This window comes from Nonomuraea sp. NPDC051941, from assembly GCF_044593615.1.
Genome location: NZ_JBIUCF010000029.1, coordinates 58262 through 74568, shown reverse-complemented (window position 1 = coordinate 74568; position 16307 = coordinate 58262). Strand labels below are relative to the sequence as shown.

The following is a 16307-nucleotide window of genomic DNA, read 5'->3' as shown; positions in this document are numbered from 1 at the left end:
GTGCGGGCCGTGGCGAGAGAAGAGCCGGGTCAGTGGCCGTGGCCGTGACCGTGGCCCGCGCCGCCGGCGGCGGGGGCCTCCTCCTCGGGCTTGTCCACCACGAGCGCCTCGGTCGTGAGGAGCATGCCCGCGATCGACGCGGCGTTCTGGACGGCCGAACGCGTGACCTTCACCGGGTCGATGACGCCCTGCGCGATCAGGTCGCCGTATTCGCCGGTCGCGGCGTTGAGGCCGTGGCCGGCCTCCAGTTCGGCGACCTTGTGCGTCACCACGTAGCCCTCGAGACCGGCGTTCTCGGCGATCCAGCGGGCCGGCTCGACCAGGGCGCGGCGCACGACGCCGACACCCGTGGCCTCGTCGCCCGTCAGGCCGAGGTCGTCGAGAGTCTTGGAGACGTGGATCAGCGCGGAGCCACCGCCGGAGACGATGCCCTCCTCGATCGCGGCGCGCGTCGCGGAGATCGCGTCCTCGAGGCGGTGCTTCTTCTCCTTCAGCTCCACCTCGGTGGCGGCGCCGACGCGCAGCACGCACACACCGCCGGCGAGCTTGGCCAGGCGCTCCTGCAGCTTCTCGCGGTCCCAGTCGGAGTCGGACTGCTCGATGGCGAGCTTGATCTCCTTGACGCGGTCCTCGATGGCCTGCGGGTCACCGGCGCCGTCGACGATGGTGGTGTTGTCCTTCGTGACGACGACGCGGCGGGCCGTGCCGAGCACCTCGAGACCGACGTGCTCCAGCTTGAGACCGACCTCCTCGCTGACGACCTGGCCACCGGTAAGGGTGGCGATGTCCTGCAGCATGGCCTTGCGGCGGTCGCCGAAGCCCGGGGCCTTGACGGCCACGGAGGTGAAGGTGCCGCGGATCTTGTTGGTGACCAGGACGGCCAGGGCCTCGCCCTCGACGTCCTCGGCGATCACGAGCAGCGGCTTCTTCGTCTGGGCGATCTGCTCCAGCAGCGGCAGGAAGTCCGCGATGGAGGCGATCTTGCCCTGGTTGATCAGGATGTAGGCGTCCTCGAGGACGGACTCCATCCGCTCGGGGTCGGTCACCATGTACTGCGACACGTAGCCCTTGTCGAACTGCATGCCCTCGGTGAACTCGAGCTCCATGCCCATGGCGTTGGACTCTTCGACGGTGAGGACACCGTCCTTGCCCACCTTGTCGAACGCCTCGGCGATCAGGTCGCCGATCTGCGCGTCCTGGGCGGAGATCGTCGCGACGTTGGCGATCTCCTTCTTGTCGGCGACCTCGCGGGCGCTGTCGAGCAGCTTGTCGCTGATCGCCTTGGCGGCCTTGTCGATGCCGCGCTTGAGCGACAGCGGCGAGGCGCCGGCGGCCACGTTGCGCAGGCCCTCGCGGACCATGGCCTGGGCCAGCACGGTGGCGGTGGTGGTGCCGTCACCCGCGATGTCGTTGGTCTTGGTGGCAACTTCCTTGGCGAGCTGGGCGCCGAGGTTTTCGTAGCGCTCTTCCAGCTCGATCTCACGAGCGATGGTCACACCGTCGTTCGTGATCGTCGGCGCACCGAACTTCTTGTCGATGACGACGTTGCGGCCGCGCGGGCCGAGGGTTACCTTCACGGCGTCGGCGAGGGCGTTCACACCGCGCTCGAGCGCGCGGCGGGCATCCTCGTCGAACTCCAGGATCTTCGCCATTGTTTGAAAGTCCTCTCCTAGCGTCGAAAGCCCCGGCCGCCCTCAAGAGCGCCCGGGGCTCGACACATCCGGCTTACTTCTCGATGATCGCGAGAACGTCGCGGGCGGAGAGCACGAGGTACTCCTCGCCGCCGTACTTGACCTCAGTGCCGCCGTACTTGCTGTAGAGGACGATGTCGCCCTCAGAGACGTCGAGCGGAATCCGCTTGTCGCCGTCCTCATCCCAGTTGCCGGGGCCCACCGCGAGGACCTTGCCCTCTTGCGGCTTCTCCTTGGCGGTGTCCGGGATGACCAGGCCGGAAGCGGTGGTCTGCTCGGCCTCAAGCGGCTGAACCACAATGCGGTCGCCGAGCGGCTTAACGGGAACCTTGGTGGCGGTCGTCACGATCGGACCTCCCCTTCAGATTTGAATGATCTAGAAGAGGCGACCAGCTGGGCCTGCCGTCGCGGGTGTCAGACCTGCCTCGTCGCACGTTGGCACTCTCAAGGGGAGAGTGCCAACAGGAAACATATGCAAGAGGGGCTTGACAGTCAACACGAACGCGTCTGCTGAGAGCGATCAGACCGAATCCGCCCCCTCTGGATACGGTACGCCCATGGTCCGACCGGGTCGGACGTGGCACTAACGTCGGGTGATGTGGACCTTGACGCCTTCGACGAGCTGCTGACACCGCGCGGGCAGCGCGCGCTCGCGGAGGCCGTGGAGCTGGTGGGCACGGATCCGGTGGCCGCCGCCACGAGGCTGCGCAAGACGTACGACGCCGCGCTGACCTCCGCGGCGCTCACCCAGGCTGGGCTGCGGGAGCGCGCCAAGGCCAAGTTCGGCGAGGACGCCGCGCGGATGTACTTCACGCCGCACGGCCTGGAGCAGTCCACGCGGACGGAGGTCGCCGAGCACCGCGCCCACCGCCTGACCACCGAGGCACGAGCGGACGCGCCCCCGCGCGGGCTCGGGCGCGGGCTGAGGGTCGTGGACGCCTGCTGCGGCGTCGGCGGCGACTTCCTCGCGCTGGCCCGCGCCGGCTGCACCGTGGCCGCCGTGGACACCGACCCGCTGACCGTCGCCGTGGCCAGGGCCAACGCCGACGCGCTCGGGCTGGCCGACCGGGTGACGGTGTCGGTGAGGGACGCGGCCGAGGTCCGGCCCGAGGAGTACGACGTGCTCTTCGCCGACCCGGCCAGGCGGACGAGCCGGGGCAGGACGTTCGGCCCCATGGCCTACTCCCCGCCCTGGCCGGTGGTGCTCGACCTGGTCTCCAGAGCCTCCCGGGCGTGCGTCAAGGTCGCCCCGGGCATCCCGTACGAGTTCATCCCCGGAGGCGCCGAGGCCGAGTGGGTCTCGTACAAGGGCGAGGTCAAGGAGGCCGCCCTCTGGACCGGCCAGGAGGGAGCAGCGGGGCGCCGCGCCACCCTGCTGCCCGGCGGCCACGCGCTGACCGCCACGGGCGCCGAGGCCGCCGTCGGCCCGGTCGGCAGGTACGTCTACGAGCCGGACGGCGCGGCCATCCGGGCACACCTCGTGGGCGAGGTGTCGGAAATCGTGAACGGACGCCTGCTCGACCCGATGATCGCCTACATCACCGGTGACGACCCGATCGACACCCCATGGGCGGCCAGATATGAGGTAGAGGACGTTCTCCCCTTTTCAGGGAAAAAGCTGCGCGCCGCCCTCCGTGAGCGACAAGTCGGAAATGTCACCATCAAGAAGCGCGGCTCCGCCGTCGACATCGAGCGCCTCCGCTCAGATCTCCGCCTAAATGGCGAAAAATCGGCAACTATCATCCTTACCCGAATCATCGATAAGCCATCGGTCATCATCTGCGACACCTCTCCACCTGCCTGAACCGGTCATTCTGCCGTTAACCTCGATCTTTCTCTTCGCCCCTGACGGACCTTGATCGAGAGGCTAAGGTGGGCGGACGGGAGTTCTCCCCTGATGCGGTTTTCCGCGTTCCCGCTCGTTCATCTGAAAATCGACCTATATCCCACCGCTGCGCGGCAGACCGTCGGCGAGCCAAAGGAGCTTTCGGTGGACCATTCCAACCACACCACCCTTCTCCAGGCAGGAGGCCAGTCCGGCATCTCCGAGAGGATGCGGGACCTGCTGGCGCGCGCCTCGCAGGATCATGTGTACGAGCAGCGCACGCAGGGGGCCGTGCTGGACGAGATCCGCCAGCGGCTCGAAGGCATGGAGTGGCTGCTGCGCGAGGTGCGCGAGCGCGAGCTCGGCGGCCTCAGCGGCACGCTGCAGGCGGTCAGCGGGCGGCTCGACGACATCACCGCCAAGCCGCCGATGTGGGCGGAGGGGCTGGCTCAGCACGTCGAGGCGGTACGCGACCACGTGGACGCCGTCGGGGAACGGATCGGAGACGTGGACGCCCGCGTCGCCCCGGTGGCCGACCTGCCCGGCCTGCGGGCCGACCTGGGCACCATGGGCGAGGGCGTGGACGAGGCGCTCACCCGCCTGCAGACGGTGCTCGACAGCACGGACGGCCTCACGAAGGGGATGTCCGACTTCGCCGCGACGCTGGCCACGCTCAACAGCAGCATGGAGGCCGCCGCGAGCCGCTTCACCAGGCTCGACAAGTCGATGGCCGACCTGACCACCCGCACCGACCGGGTCGAGGTCGCGGTCGGCGACCTGTCGGAGCACCTCACCGCCCGGCTGAGCGCCCAGGACAAGCAGCTCGCGGTCCGGATGGACGAGACGGACCAGCGGCTGACCACGCGGCTCGTCGAGGCCGACCAGCGCCTCACGACCCGCCTCGACGACACCGACCAGCGGCTCTCCGACCGCCTCGACCAGACCGACCAGCGACTGACGAGCCGGCTTGACGAGACCGACCAGCGGCTGACGGTCCGCCTCGGCGAGAGCGACCAGCGACTGTCCGACCGCCTCGACCAGACCGAAGAGCGGCTCTCCGACCGCCTCGACGAGACCGACCAGCGGCTGTCCGACCGGATCGACCAGACCGGCCTGCGGCTGAGCGCCCGGATGGACGAGACCGACCAGCGCCTGGCCACCAGCCTCGTCGAGGCGGACGAGCGGCTGGCCAGCCGCCTCAAGGAGTCCGACGAGCAGCTCGGCAGCCGCCTGTCCGACGTCGAGCTGCGCCTCGCCACCAGGCTCGACGAGACCGACCAGCACCTCGCCATCCAGCTCGGCGAGAGCGAGCAGCGCCTGAGCGCCCGCCTCAGCGGCGTGGACGCCCGGCTCGACCGGGTCGAGGGCAGGCTCACGGGGCTCGACTCGCGGCTCACCGGGTTCGACAGCCGCCTGGAGTCGGCCGACGAGTGCCTGGCCGACATCGATACCAGGCTCGACGGCCTCGACGGCAGGATGGCCGGCGTCGACAAGCGGCTCCTGTCCGTGGACAACCAGCTTGGCGGCGTGGACAAGCGGCTGGGCACCGTGGACGGCCACCTCGGGCGCCACGACGACAGGTTCGACGCGCTCGATGTACGCATCGACGCCCGCTTCGGCGCCCTCGACGAGCGCATGGCCACCTCCGACCAGCGCCTCGGCGAGCTGTCCACGCGCAACGAGGGCCGCTTCAACAAGCTCGACACCCAGATCGACTCCGTCGACGAGCGCCTGGTCGAGGCCGAGGAGCACCTGAGCAGCCGGTTCGACGGCATCGACACCCGCTTCAACGGCCTCGACACCCACCTCAACGGCCTGGCCACCCGCGCCGAGCAGGCAAGCGCGCACCTGGAGTCCGTCGACGACCGCATCGAGACCGTCAGCGAGCGCGTGGGCCGCCTCCCCGAGGCCCTGGCGGGCCAGAGCGAGCTGCTCCAGGCGCACGCCGGAGACCAGGCCGAGCGCCTGACCGCCGCAGCGAGCGCGCTCACCGAGCTCGTCACGGCGCGTCCCGACCGCGACCAGCTCACGGAGACGGTCACCGGCATCGTCCAGCCCGCGACCGACGACCTCACCAAGCGCCTGGGCACCCTGGAGGAGACCATGCTGGCCCTGGCCGAGGCCCTCCTGCGCCCCACCAGGGCCAAGGACTAGGACTGACTTCGGGGGGCCGTGCCGTCATCGACGGCACGGCCCTCACACGTGAACGGTCGTGATCGGCAGCGAGGAGTCGGCGGGGATCTCCAGCGTCGACGGCGTGATCCCGGCCGCGACCAGGTTGGAGCCCAGGGCGGCGACCATCGCGCCGTTGTCGGTGCACAGGCCGGGGCGGGGCACGCGCAGCCGTACGCCGGCCGCGTCGCAGCGCTCCTGGGCCAGCGCGCGCAGCCGCGAGTTGGCCGCCACGCCGCCCCCGATCAGCAGGTCGTGCACGTCGTACTTCCGGCACGCCTGCAGCGCCTTGCGGGTCAGCACGTCGACCACGGCCTCCTGGAACGAGGCGGCCACGTCGGGCACGTGGATCGACTGCCCGGACGCCTCGCGGGCCTCGACCCAGCGCGCCACGGCCGTCTTGAGCCCGGAGAAGGAGAAGTCGAGCGTCCCGTCGTCGATCTTGCCGCGCGGGAACGTGATCGCCGCGCCCGAGCCGTCGCGCGCGGCCCGGTCGATGTGCGGCCCGCCGGGGAACGGCAGCCCCAGCACCCGCGCGACCTTGTCGAACGCCTCGCCGGCCGCGTCGTCGACCGTCGAGCCGAGCGAGATCACGTCTGAAGCCACGTCGGGCACGAGCAGCAGCGAAGAGTGGCCGCCCGACACGAGCAGGGCGATGCACGGCTTGGGCAGCGGCCCGTGTTCGAGCTGGTCGACGGCCACGTGGGCGGCCAGGTGGTTGACGCCGTAGAGGGGCACGCCGAGGCCCAGCGCGTACGACTTGGCGGCGGCCACGCCCACCAGCAGCGCCCCCGCCAGCCCCGGGCCCGCGGTCACGGCGATGGCGTCGATGTCGGAGAACTTCAGGCCCGCCTCGGCCAGCGCGGCCTCCACGGTCGGCGTCATGGCCTCCAGGTGGGCGCGCGAGGCCACCTCGGGCACCACGCCGCCGTAGCGGGCGTGCTCCTCCATGCTGGAGGCGATCGTGTTGGCCAGCAGGGTGTGGCCCCTGACGATGCCGATGCCGGTCTCGTCGCAGGAGGTCTCGATGCCCAGGACCAGTGGTTCGTCAGTCATCAAGATTCCTTCTCATCATGATCGCGTCGGTGCCGTCGTCGTAGTAGCGGCGGCGGGTGCCGATCTCCTCGAACCCGTAATGCCGGTAGACGGCCTGCGCGCGCGGGTTGTCGGCGCGTACTTCCAGGAAGATCTCCCGCGCTCCCCTGCGGCCCGCCTCGGCCAGCAACTCGGTCAGCAGGGCGCCGCCGATGCCGGTGCCCTGGTGCTTCTCCAGCACCGCGATGGTCTGCACGTCGGCCTGGTCGGCCGCGGCGGCGAGCCCGGCGTAGCCGATGATCTCACCGTCCACGAGGGCCACCACGTAGTGGCGCGAGCGCGGCATGTCGGCCAGCTCGCCGCGCATCATGCCCTCGCTCCACGCGTCGAGCGGGAACGTGGCCCGCTCGATCGACATGACCGCCGGCAGGTCGGTCGCGGTCATCGGCCGGAGGTTCACGCCGTCACCCGCTTGGGCGCCCCGGGCACGACGGCGTCGGGTCTGCGCAGGTAGATCGGGCGGGGCGGGTCGAGCGGCGTGCCCTGGGCGAGCCGCTCGGCCGCGAGCGCGGCCAGGGCGCCGGCGTAGGGGTAGGGGGGCGCGTCGCTCTCGCCGAGGATCTCGGCGTAGAGCCCGGCGCCGGCGCCCACGACCGGCAGCCCGTCCACGGGCACGTCGGCGGGGCGGTCGACGAAGGGCCCGTCGAGCCGGGTGCGCATGTCGGCGTAGCGCGCCCAGAACACCTCTTTGCGCCGCGCGTCGGTGGCCACCAGGAACGGCTCGGCGAACCCGCTGCCGTAGGCCACGGCGTCGAGCGTGCAGATGCCGTACGCGGGGATGCCCAGCGTGGTGGCGAGCCCCTGCGCGGTCATCAGCCCGACGCGCAGCCCGGTGTAGGGGCCGGGGCCGCTGCCCGCCACGATGGCGGTCACGTCGCGCAGCGCCGCGCCCGCCTCGTCCAGCACGCGTTCGATGGTGGGGACGAGCAGCTCGCCGTGACGCCGGGCGTCGATCGTCGTGTGCTCGGAGAGCACCCGTCCACCGTCGTGGAGCGCGGCGGTGACGGCGGGTGTCGCAGTATCAAAGGCCAGGACCAGCACGGCTGTCTAGCCTACCCGCCGTACGGCCCGCCGCCTCCAAAAGTCAAGACCAGCCCGTACGACGCTTGAGCCAGTCGAGCGCGACCACCCCCTGCGCCCGCTGGAACGCCCTGACCGTGGGCAGTCCCGGCGGGTCCGGAAGACGCGAGTGACGGATGAAATAGCCGGTGAGCCCCGCGACCACCGCGGTCACCGCGGGGTCGGGATCGGTGAACAGCTCGTGCGGCATCGGCCCGCCCTGCATGCCGATCGACGGCAGCATGGCCACCAGATCGACCCAGGGCGCGCCCACGCAGGCCCACGGCCAGTCCACGACGTAGACGCGCTCGCCGCTGAGCAGGATGTTGTCGGCCCGCAGGTCCCGGTGGACCAGGGTGTCGCCGGCCGCCGCCGCGGCCCAGCCGGACTCGAGCTCGGCCAGCTCGCCGAGGTGGCGCAGCGCCCACGGGTCGAGCCCGCCGGTGTCCTCCTCCAGCAGGTCGCGCCAGCCGTGGAAGGACGAGCCGATGGCCTCGGCGATGGGCGGCGCGGCGATCGGGGCGGGGGTGAGCTCGGCCGACATCCGCCTGACGGCGTCGAGCACCCGGTCGAGCTGGTCCCGCCGCCAGGGCAGCTCGGGAGGCGCGCCCTCGACGTCCTCGAAGACCAGCGCGACCCAGCCCTCCAGCTCGAAGCCGGTCAGCAGCCTGGGCGCGGGCACGGAGTCCGGCAGCACGGCGGCGATCTCCAGCTCGGCGCGGTAGATGCGGACGCTGTCGGCGTTCGGCTCGGGGCCGACGGCCTTGACGAAGGCGCGCCTGCCGTTCTCCGCGCGCAGGCGGACGGCGGCCGCCGGCGAGAAGCCGCCGGGCTGGGTGACGGCCTCGGCCACGCGCGCCCCGAGGAAGCCCTCGACCGCCGCGCGCACCTGCGGGTGCACGCTGCCCCAGGGCAGGCGTACGCCGGACGCGGGCGGGCTGGTGTTCACACTCACGTGTCCATGATCCCGGACGAGGGGAAGGGGACCGCAAACCGTTTTTCAGGCGCGGGAGGCGTACACGATGATGTTGTCCAGGTATTCACCCTTGGCGTAGTCGAACTTGCCGCCGCAGGTGACCAGCTTGAGGCCGTCCTCCAGGTACACGCGCCTGGTGGGGAAGCTGTCCTTGTGCACCTGCTCGATGTGGTCGACCTTGAAGCTCACGACCTTGCCGTCACTGCGCTCGACCTTGACGGTCTCGCCCTTGCGTAACTGCCTGAGCTTGTAGAACACGGCGGGGGCCGTCTTGGTGTCGACGTGGCCGATGATCACCGAGGCGCCCTTCTCGCCGGGCACGGCGCTGCCGGAGTACCAGCCGGCCACCTTCGGCTTCTCGTACGGGGGCAGCTCGACCTCGCCGTCCTTCGATAAACCGAGCTTCATCAGCGGTGCGTCGACGTCGATCGAGGGGATGCCGATGCTCTCGGGCACGATCGACGCGGTGGGCGTGGTGCCGGTCTGCATGCTCTTGCCGAACGCGACCAGCAGCAGGCCCGTGGCGGCGCCGGCGAGCACCACCCGTCCAGGTCGGGCCATCGCTACGCCTTGCGGCGCTTGACCGCGAAGCCGATGCCCGCGACCAGGGCGAGGCCGACCAGCACGCCCGCAGGGCCGATCGGGATCGAGGAGTCGTCGCTCGCGTCCATCCCGTACGTGCCGCCGCCGCCCGCCTTGGGCGCCTTGCTCGGCACGGTGGACGGCACGGCCTCGGCCGCGGCCACCCTGAGGGTGGCCCGGCCCAGGTCGTTGGTCCCGTCGCACTTGACGTCGACCCGGTAGGAGCCGCGCCGGACCGTTCCCGAGACCTGCGCCTCGCCGCGCACCCAGGGCGAGCCGTTGGCGGACGTGGCGGTCGCGGTGGGGGTCGCGGAGGCCCCGGCGACCGGGTTGAGCACGACGCCGTTGACGAACGCGCGCGAGGTCCCGGTGCCGGTGTGCGCCGGGCCGCCGGTCGGCACGGGGCAGTTGGCCAGGATCCACACCTTGGAGGTCTCGCCCGCGGTGACGCGGTCGGGGTTGAGCTGGACCGAGATGGTCTGCCTGTTGGTCGAGGGCCGCGGGCTGCCCGTGGCGGTGGCGGCCGGGGCGGCGGTGCCGCTGGCTGTGGGGCTGGGTGTGGCTGTGCCTGTTGGATTTGCATCGGCGGAGGCCGTGCAGCCGGTCAGACCGACCATCACGATGGCTCCCGCGTACGCGACTCGCCTGACCCTGAGCACCGGCCGCACCCCACTCCGCCGTCGTACCACCCAGCATCCATCAGAAATATGGATGTCGCCCCTCCTGATACCCAGAAAATCTGGGCCAATCCCTGACCAACGATCATGATTTATGTCATTGGCCTGGTACGTCAAGGGTGCCAGTATTGCCGAAAATTGACGGCGGTTTTAGTCTTCCAGCGGCTCAGACGGCGTGTCGGCCCATCGCGGACCCACGCCGCGCAGGGTGACAATGCGGGCCTCCTCGCCCGCCTCGCGGTCGATGTGGATCTCCAGCCGGTCTTCGGCCAGCCCCTCGACCAGCCCCTCGCCCCACTCCACGACGGTGACGGACTCCTCCAGCGAGGCGTCCAGGTCGAGGTCGTCGACCTCCAGGTCGCCGCCGAGCCGGTAGGCGTCCGCGTGCACGAGCGGCGGCCCCTGGCGCAGCGAAGGATGCACCCGGGCGATCACGAACGTGGGCGAGGTGATCGGGCCGCGTACTTTGAGCCCTTCGGCGATGCCCTGCACGAGCGTGGTCTTGCCGGCACCGAGCGCGCCCGACAGGACGAGCAGGTCGCCGGCGCGCAGCTGCCCGGCCAGGCGGGCGCCGTACGCGCGCATGTCCTCGGCGGTCGCCAGCCTCACTGCATCTCCACCCTCTTGATCAGGTCGCGCAGCGCGTCGTTGACGGCGCCCGGCCGCTCCAGCTGGATGAGGTGGGACGTGTCGGGCACCTCGGTGAGCTGCGCCTTGGGCAGCGCCGCGGCGATGGCCTTGCTGTGGTCGGGCGGGGTGAGCCAGTCGCGCTCGCCCACCATGATCGCGGTGGGCACCTGGTCGAGGACGTCGAGCGCGGAGAGCTTGTCGTGGTTCATCAGCGCCGGGTAGAAGTCGGCGAACACCTCGGTCGGCGTGGCCCTGATCATCGACTCGGCGAAGTCGACCACGGTCGGGCTGACGTTCTTGGAGTCGCCGAAGCCCATGTAGCGGGTCATCAGGAACGCGATGTCGCTGCCCGCGTGGCGGGTGCGGTCGACAAGGGCGCCGCCCTTGCCCAGGATCGAGATCGTGGACGGGGCGATCTTGTGCACCGCCTTGGACACCATCGCCGGCATGCCCAGCGTGAGCTCGGCCAGCTTGCCCGCCGAGGTCGCGATGAGCGCGACGCCGCGGATCTTGTCCGCGAACAGCTCGGGGTGGCTGTCGGCCAGCGCCATGATCGTCATGCCGCCCATGGAGTGGCCCACCAGCACGCACGGGCCCGGCACGAACTTCTCGATCACCTCGGCCAGGTCGGCGCCCAGCCGGTCGATCGTGCTGCCGTCGGCGCCCGCGCGCTGCGAGCGCCCGTGCGAGCGCTGGTCCCACAGCACCATGCGGTAGCTTTCGCGCAGGTCCTTGCGCTGGTAGTGCCAGGACTCCAGGTTGAGGCAGTAGCCGTGGCAGAAGACGACGGTCAGCTCGGCGTCCTCAGGTCCGTCGATCTCAAGGTGCAGCGCCTTGCCGTCGGAGGTGACGAGCGTGCGCTCCCTGCCCCGCAGCTCGCCGAACGGCTCGCTGGCCTCGGTGTCGGGGCGCAGCCTGATCCTGCCGACCGCGTACCGCTTGGCCAGCGCCGCCGCCGCGACGCCGGCGGAAGCCGCACCGACGAGCGCGCCGGCGATGCCTACCCTGCGCCGTGTTGTCGTCGTCATCTCCCCGATCCTTCTCCGCTCATGCCCGCCGCGAAGTGCCCGTCGTCACTCCGAGCGCCTGTGCTCGTAGACCCGCGGCACGCGCGACCCGATCCTGGTCACGATCTCATGCGTGATCGTGCCGAGATTATCCGCCCACTCCTGAGCGGTCGGCTCGCCCCCGTCACCGGGCCCGAACAGCACGACCTCGTCGCCTGCCGACAGGGGGTCGTCGCCCATGTCGATCATGAACTGGTCCATGCACACCCGGCCCGCGATCAACCTGCGCCGCCCGCCGGCCAGCACCTCGACCCGCCCCGTGGCGTGCCTGAGGATCCCGTCGGCGTATCCGAGCGGCACGAGGCCGAGGGTGGTCTCGCGGTCGGTGACGTACAGGTGAGCGTATGACACGCCCGAGCCCTCCGGAACCCGCTTGACCAGCCCGGCCTGCGCCACGAGCGTCATCGCCGGCCTGAGCCCGAAGTCGCCCAGCTCGGGGATGGGGCTCAGGCCGTACATCGCGATGCCGGGCCTGACCAGGTCGTAGCGGGCCTCAGGAAGCGTCACGGTGGCCGCGGAGTTGGCGAGGTGCCGGATCACGTGGGAGCCCGCCGCGCCGGCCCGCTCGGCCAGCTTCAGCGCCGTTCTGAACGCCTCCTGCTGCTGCTCGATCGACGGGTGGCCGGGGATGTCGGCGCAGGCGAAGTGGGACCAGAGGCCGACGATCTCGACGACGCCCTCGGCCTGGAGCTTCAGCGCCCCGTCGAGGAGCCCCTGCCAGGCGGCCAGCGGCGAGCCGCCCCTGCTCATGCCGGTGTCGGCCTCCAGGTGGAGCCTGGCCGTGCGCCCCGTGCGGCGGGCGGCGGCCTCGATCTCGCCGAGCAGCCCCGCGTCGGAGGCCGACAGCTCGATGTCCTTGTCGAGGGCCTCGTCCAGCGGCTCGCCGGGGGTGATGAGCCACGACAGGATCGGCGCGGTCACCCCGCCCGCGCGCAGCTCGAGCGCCTCCCGGACGAACGCGGTGCCCAGCCGGCTCGCGCCTGCCTCGATGACGGCCTCGGACGCCGGCACCAGCCCGTGCCCGTACGCGTCGGCCTTGACGGCGCCCATCAGCTCCGCGCCGCGGACCCGCTCCTTGAGCAGGGCCACGTTGTGCCTGATCGCGGCCAGATCGACCCGCGCCTGGGCCGGTGTGGCCATCGAGGAGTACATCCTTCTAGTGTGGCAGCTCACGCGGGTGGTCGAGCGCGATTTCCGCCCCCGCCCCGACGACCCGCCACCCCTACGACGAGCGGCCCCCGCCGGTCACCGCGCGGATGGCCGCCGGCACCGCCGCGGCCACGTCGGCCGCGGTCAGCGGCGCGCCCTCGGCGGCCCGCCACCCGGCGAGCCCGTGCAGGAACGCCCCGCAGGACGCCGCGTCGTAGCAGCTCAGCCCCTGGGCGAGCAGCGCCCCGGCCACCCCCGCCAGCACGTCGCCGGTCCCTCCGGTGGCCAGCCAGGAGGTGCCCGTGACGTTCGCCCGGACCGGCCGCGACTCCTCGGCCACCACCGTGGTGGAGCCCTTGAGCAGCACGGTCACACCCAGCTCGGCCGCCGCCCGGCGGACGTGCTCCAGCCGGGCGGCCTCGATGGCGTCCCGGTCGGCGCGGATGAGCCGGGCCAGCTCTCCGGCGTGCGGCGTGATCAGGACGGGCGCCGACCGCCGCAGCAGCCCGCGGTCCCGGGCCACCAGCGTCAGTGCGTCGGCGTCGATCAGCACGGGCACGTCGGAGGCCAGCACCTGGGCGGCCACCTCGTGGGCCCACTCCCCGGTGCCCAGCCCCGGCCCGAGCACCCACGCCTGCACCCGGCCCACGTCTTCGAGGGAGGGCCGGTCCAGCTCGGTGACCACGGCCTCCGGCCAGTGCGCGCGCACCTGGGCGACCGGCGCGCCGGGGCCCGCGTACCGCACCATGCCGGCCCCCGCCCGCAACGCGCCGCCCACGGCCAGCACGGCCGCGCCGGTGAACAGGTCGCTCCCCGCGGCAACGCCCAGCACGCCCCTGCGGTACTTGTCGGACTCGTTGCCGGGCCGCGGCAGCAGGACGTCCACGTCGCCGCCGGTCAGCGCCGCGACGTCGGGATCGGGCAGATGGGCCCCGAGCCCGATGTCCACCAGCTCGACCGTGCCCGCGTGCTCGGCGCCGGGATCGACGAGCAGGCCCGTCTTGTACGCCCCCATGGTCACGGTCACCCGGGCCCGCACCGCGAGGCCCTCCACCCGGCCGCTGCTCGCGTCCACACCGCTCGGCACGTCCACCGCGACGATCGGCCCGCGGGCCGCGTTCGCCTCCTCGACGAGCGCCCGGTACGGCTCCCGCAGCGCCCCTGAGGCCCCGATCCCGACGAGCCCGTCGATGATCAGGTCCGCGCGCTCCAGAGCGTCCCGCTCGACGACCCGCCCGCCGGCCTGCCTGAGCGCGGCGAGCCCGGCCTCGTGCGTCTTGGACCCGGCAAGGACCGCGCCCACCCACGCCCCGCGCCTGGCCAGCCGCTCGCCTGCGTAGAGCGCGTCACCGCCGTTGTCGCCGCTGCCGACGAGGAGCACGACGCGTTTGCCGTAGACCCTGCCCAGGAGGTCGGCGCAGACGGCGGCGAGCCCGGTGGCGGCCCGTTGCATGAGCGTGCCCTCGGGCAGCCGCGCCATCAGCTCGTGCTCGGCGCCCCGGATCTGGTCGGCGGTGTAGGCAGTCTTCACGATCCGAAGCTATCCCTCCGCGATCACGTAGGCCACGGCCACGCCCGCGTCGTGGCTGAGCGAGACGTGCCAGCGCTTGACCCCGAGGTCGTAGGCGACCTCCGCGGCCTTGCCGGTGATCCGCAGCTCGGGCTTGCCGTGCTCGTCGCGGCGCACCTCGGCCTCCAGGTGGGCCATCCCCCTGGGCGCGCCGAGCGCCTTGGCCACGGCCTCCTTGGCGGCGAACCTGGCGGCCAGCGACCGCACCGGCAGCTCAATCTCTGCCTCGGTGAACAGCCGCTCCTTGAGCTGCGGTGTGCGCTCCAGCGCCGCCTCGAAGCGGTCGATGTCCACGACGTCAACGCCGATGCCAAGGATCATGACCCCAGCGTACTCAGAACAGCCCGCGCTCCCACGGACCCCAGATCGCGAATGACCTGCCCTGTTTCGCCTGGACGTTGACGTAGAGGGTGTGGCCGCCGGGCCCGAACGTCGAGCCGGCGAACTCCGCCCCCGGGTCGTCGGGGATCGGCTCCAGGCGGCAGAAGTCGAAGATCTGGCCCGCCTTCGTGAGCCCGCGCAGGTAGTTGTCGCCGTCGCCGTCCTCGCACAGCACGAGCGTGCCGCGCCTACTGGCCGTCACGTTGTCGGGCAGGTCGAGCACCGCCGAGCGCGGCGACTCGTAGGCGAGCCTGAGCCGCCCGCTCCACGTCTCGTACGCCCACACCTGCCCCCGCCCCTTGCCGAACCCGGAGGGCGGCGTGTCGCCGGCCGCCGTGGCCCCGCCCTGGGTGGAGACGAAGTACACGACCCCCTGGTGGAAGACGGCCCCCTCCAGCCGGGAGAAGATCGCCGCGCCCTGCTCCCGCCCTTGGCTGCCCACGGCCTGGACGGCCTGGTCGTAGGCGGGCCTGCCGGTGAAGGTCGGGTCGGGGTCCTCGATGTCCACCCAGGCGGTCTCGTACGTGGCCGCGGGCTGCTGCCCCACGGACAGGTCCTTGCGCTTGGCGCCCTTGACGGCCAGCATCTGCAGCCGCCCGCCGTCGAGCAGCCGCCCCGCCTGGACGGGGTGCTTCGGCGGCAGGTAGCGGTAGAAGCCGGAAGGGTAGGAGAAGTTGTCCTCGGTCATGTAGAGCGCGCCCGTGGAGGGGTCGAACGCCACCGACTCGTGCGGGAACCGGCCGGCCGACTTGATCGGCCTGGCGGTGGCTGCGCGGTTGACCGGCACCTCGAAGATGTAGCCGTGCTTGCGGGTGAGCTTGGCGTTGTCGCCGCCGGAGAAGTCGTCGGCCACGTCGGGGCCGTTGACCGTCTCCTCGCAGCTCACCCAGGCCCGCCACGCCATGGGGCCGCCCGAGCAGTTCATCATGGTGCCGTTGAGCGAGGGGGCGGCCTGGATCACCTCTCCGTAGCGGGTGACGCGCAGCGTGGAGGTGCCGCCCCCGGCCATCGGGTCGTACGCTCTCGCCTTGTCGCCGAACGCGCCGACGGGGCCGTTGACCTCGTGGTTGCGGATCAGGATCGCGCTGTCCTTGGGGCCGGAGAACGCCGCCATGCCGTCGTGCCTGCCCGGCACGGCCGACCCGTCGCTGAACTTCTCGCCGGCGGCGCTGAACGAGCGATATTTGAACCCCTCGGGCAGATGCAGCCGCACCTTCCCGTCACGCAGGTCGGGCACGGGCTTCAGCCGCCCGTAACCTCCCTGCACCGGCTTGACGCCCCCTTGCACTCCCGCGCACGCGACTCCGGCGAAGGGGCCGGCGACGGCGATCACGTTCGTGATGAAGCGACGACGGTCCATCAGACCTCCCAGCCCTGCACAGTAGCCGCCGACACATGTTCATACGCGTGATTCGGCAAGACGGATCTTCCTT

Annotated in this window: 16 protein-coding genes; 2 read left to right on the top strand and 14 right to left on the bottom strand. The window is 71.6% G+C overall.

The genetic code is table 11. The features are described from left to right. Positions 1-29 precede the first annotated feature (29 nt). Together groL and groES are read right to left on the bottom strand one after the other, a co-directional pair. Positions 30-1652 carry a chaperonin GroEL gene (gene groL, locus ACIHFD_RS39300; RefSeq protein ID WP_363962220.1) on the bottom strand — a complete coding sequence of 541 codons (1623 nt, stop codon included), beginning with the start codon at positions 1650-1652 and terminating at the stop codon, positions 30-32. 73 nt (positions 1653-1725) lie between these two features. Further along, positions 1726-2040, bottom strand: coding sequence for a co-chaperone GroES (gene groES, locus ACIHFD_RS39295; protein ID WP_197093639.1), 315 nt, complete (start codon positions 2038-2040; stop codon positions 1726-1728). A 249-nt stretch (positions 2041-2289) separates the two neighbouring features. On the opposite strand from groES, the gene ACIHFD_RS39290 reads away from it, so the two are divergent. Further along, complete coding sequence (locus ACIHFD_RS39290) at positions 2290-3495, top strand: methyltransferase domain-containing protein (RefSeq protein ID WP_397371272.1); 1206 nt, start codon at positions 2290-2292, stop codon at positions 3493-3495. 186 nt (positions 3496-3681) lie between these two features. After that, positions 3682-5670, top strand: coding sequence for a hypothetical protein (locus tag ACIHFD_RS39285; protein WP_397371271.1), 1989 nt, complete (start codon positions 3682-3684; stop codon positions 5668-5670). A 42-nt stretch (positions 5671-5712) separates the two neighbouring features. Here the strand turns inward: ACIHFD_RS39285 and tsaD are convergent, their stop codons facing one another. The 12 genes from tsaD to ACIHFD_RS39225 form a co-directional block, all read right to left on the bottom strand. Then, positions 5713-6744 carry a tRNA (adenosine(37)-N6)-threonylcarbamoyltransferase complex transferase subunit TsaD gene (tsaD, locus tag ACIHFD_RS39280; protein WP_350731043.1) on the bottom strand — a complete coding sequence of 344 codons (1032 nt, stop codon included), beginning with the start codon at positions 6742-6744 and terminating at the stop codon, positions 5713-5715. Beyond that, the gene (gene rimI, locus ACIHFD_RS39275; RefSeq protein ID WP_363962217.1) at positions 6737-7168 is read right to left on the bottom strand and encodes a ribosomal protein S18-alanine N-acetyltransferase; all 432 of its coding nucleotides are present in this window, start codon (positions 7166-7168) and stop codon (positions 6737-6739) included. The genes tsaD and rimI overlap by 8 nt, the downstream gene beginning before the upstream one ends. A gap of 11 nt (positions 7169-7179) precedes the next feature. Further along, complete coding sequence (tsaB, locus tag ACIHFD_RS39270) at positions 7180-7824, bottom strand: tRNA (adenosine(37)-N6)-threonylcarbamoyltransferase complex dimerization subunit type 1 TsaB (RefSeq protein WP_397371270.1); 645 nt, start codon at positions 7822-7824, stop codon at positions 7180-7182. A gap of 43 nt (positions 7825-7867) precedes the next feature. Further along, complete coding sequence (locus ACIHFD_RS39265) at positions 7868-8797, bottom strand: aminoglycoside phosphotransferase family protein (RefSeq protein ID WP_397371269.1); 930 nt, start codon at positions 8795-8797, stop codon at positions 7868-7870. Positions 8798-8842: 45 nt separating this feature from the next. Then, on the bottom strand, positions 8843-9379 hold the full coding sequence (locus ACIHFD_RS39260; RefSeq protein WP_397371268.1) for a class F sortase: 537 nt from the start codon (positions 9377-9379) through the stop codon (positions 8843-8845). Positions 9380-9381: 2 nt separating this feature from the next. Continuing rightward, the gene (locus ACIHFD_RS39255) at positions 9382-10059 is read right to left on the bottom strand and encodes a hypothetical protein (RefSeq protein ID WP_350731035.1); all 678 of its coding nucleotides are present in this window, start codon (positions 10057-10059) and stop codon (positions 9382-9384) included. A gap of 168 nt (positions 10060-10227) precedes the next feature. Continuing rightward, entirely contained in the window at positions 10228-10686 is a 459-nt protein-coding gene (gene tsaE / locus ACIHFD_RS39250; RefSeq protein ID WP_355190272.1) for a tRNA (adenosine(37)-N6)-threonylcarbamoyltransferase complex ATPase subunit type 1 TsaE, read from the bottom strand. Next, positions 10683-11735 carry an alpha/beta fold hydrolase gene (locus ACIHFD_RS39245; protein WP_397371267.1) on the bottom strand — a complete coding sequence of 351 codons (1053 nt, stop codon included), beginning with the start codon at positions 11733-11735 and terminating at the stop codon, positions 10683-10685. Before ACIHFD_RS39245 ends, tsaE begins: the two co-directional genes overlap by 4 nt. Positions 11736-11780: 45 nt before the next feature. Further along, positions 11781-12914, bottom strand: coding sequence for an alanine racemase (alr, locus tag ACIHFD_RS39240; RefSeq protein ID WP_397371266.1), 1134 nt, complete (start codon positions 12912-12914; stop codon positions 11781-11783). A gap of 82 nt (positions 12915-12996) precedes the next feature. Continuing rightward, on the bottom strand, positions 12997-14454 hold the full coding sequence (locus ACIHFD_RS39235) for an NAD(P)H-hydrate dehydratase (RefSeq protein ID WP_397371265.1): 1458 nt from the start codon (positions 14452-14454) through the stop codon (positions 12997-12999). A gap of 9 nt (positions 14455-14463) precedes the next feature. Beyond that, complete coding sequence (locus ACIHFD_RS39230) at positions 14464-14814, bottom strand: holo-ACP synthase (protein ID WP_350731030.1); 351 nt, start codon at positions 14812-14814, stop codon at positions 14464-14466. A gap of 13 nt (positions 14815-14827) precedes the next feature. Further along, a complete protein-coding gene (locus tag ACIHFD_RS39225) occupies positions 14828-16234 on the bottom strand; it encodes an alkaline phosphatase PhoX (protein WP_363962212.1) in 1407 nt (468 codons plus the stop codon). Positions 16235-16307 lie beyond the last annotated feature (73 nt).

Coding starts and splice junctions, on each gene's coding strand:
- groL (WP_363962220.1), bottom strand. CDS start 1,652: ATGGCGAAGATCCTGGAGTTCGACGAGGATGCCCGCCGCGCGCTCGAG.
- tsaD (WP_350731043.1), bottom strand. CDS start 6,744: ATGACTGACGAACCACTGGTCCTGGGCATCGAGACCTCCTGCGACGAG.
- rimI (WP_363962217.1), bottom strand. CDS start 7,168: ATGACCGCGACCGACCTGCCGGCGGTCATGTCGATCGAGCGGGCCACG.
- ACIHFD_RS39260 (WP_397371268.1), bottom strand. CDS start 9,379: ATGGCCCGACCTGGACGGGTGGTGCTCGCCGGCGCCGCCACGGGCCTG.
- ACIHFD_RS39245 (WP_397371267.1), bottom strand. CDS start 11,735: ATGACGACGACAACACGGCGCAGGGTAGGCATCGCCGGCGCGCTCGTC.
- alr (WP_397371266.1), bottom strand. CDS start 12,914: ATGGCCACACCGGCCCAGGCGCGGGTCGATCTGGCCGCGATCAGGCAC.
- ACIHFD_RS39230 (WP_350731030.1), bottom strand. CDS start 14,814: ATGATCCTTGGCATCGGCGTTGACGTCGTGGACATCGACCGCTTCGAG.
- ACIHFD_RS39225 (WP_363962212.1), bottom strand. CDS start 16,234: ATGGACCGTCGTCGCTTCATCACGAACGTGATCGCCGTCGCCGGCCCC.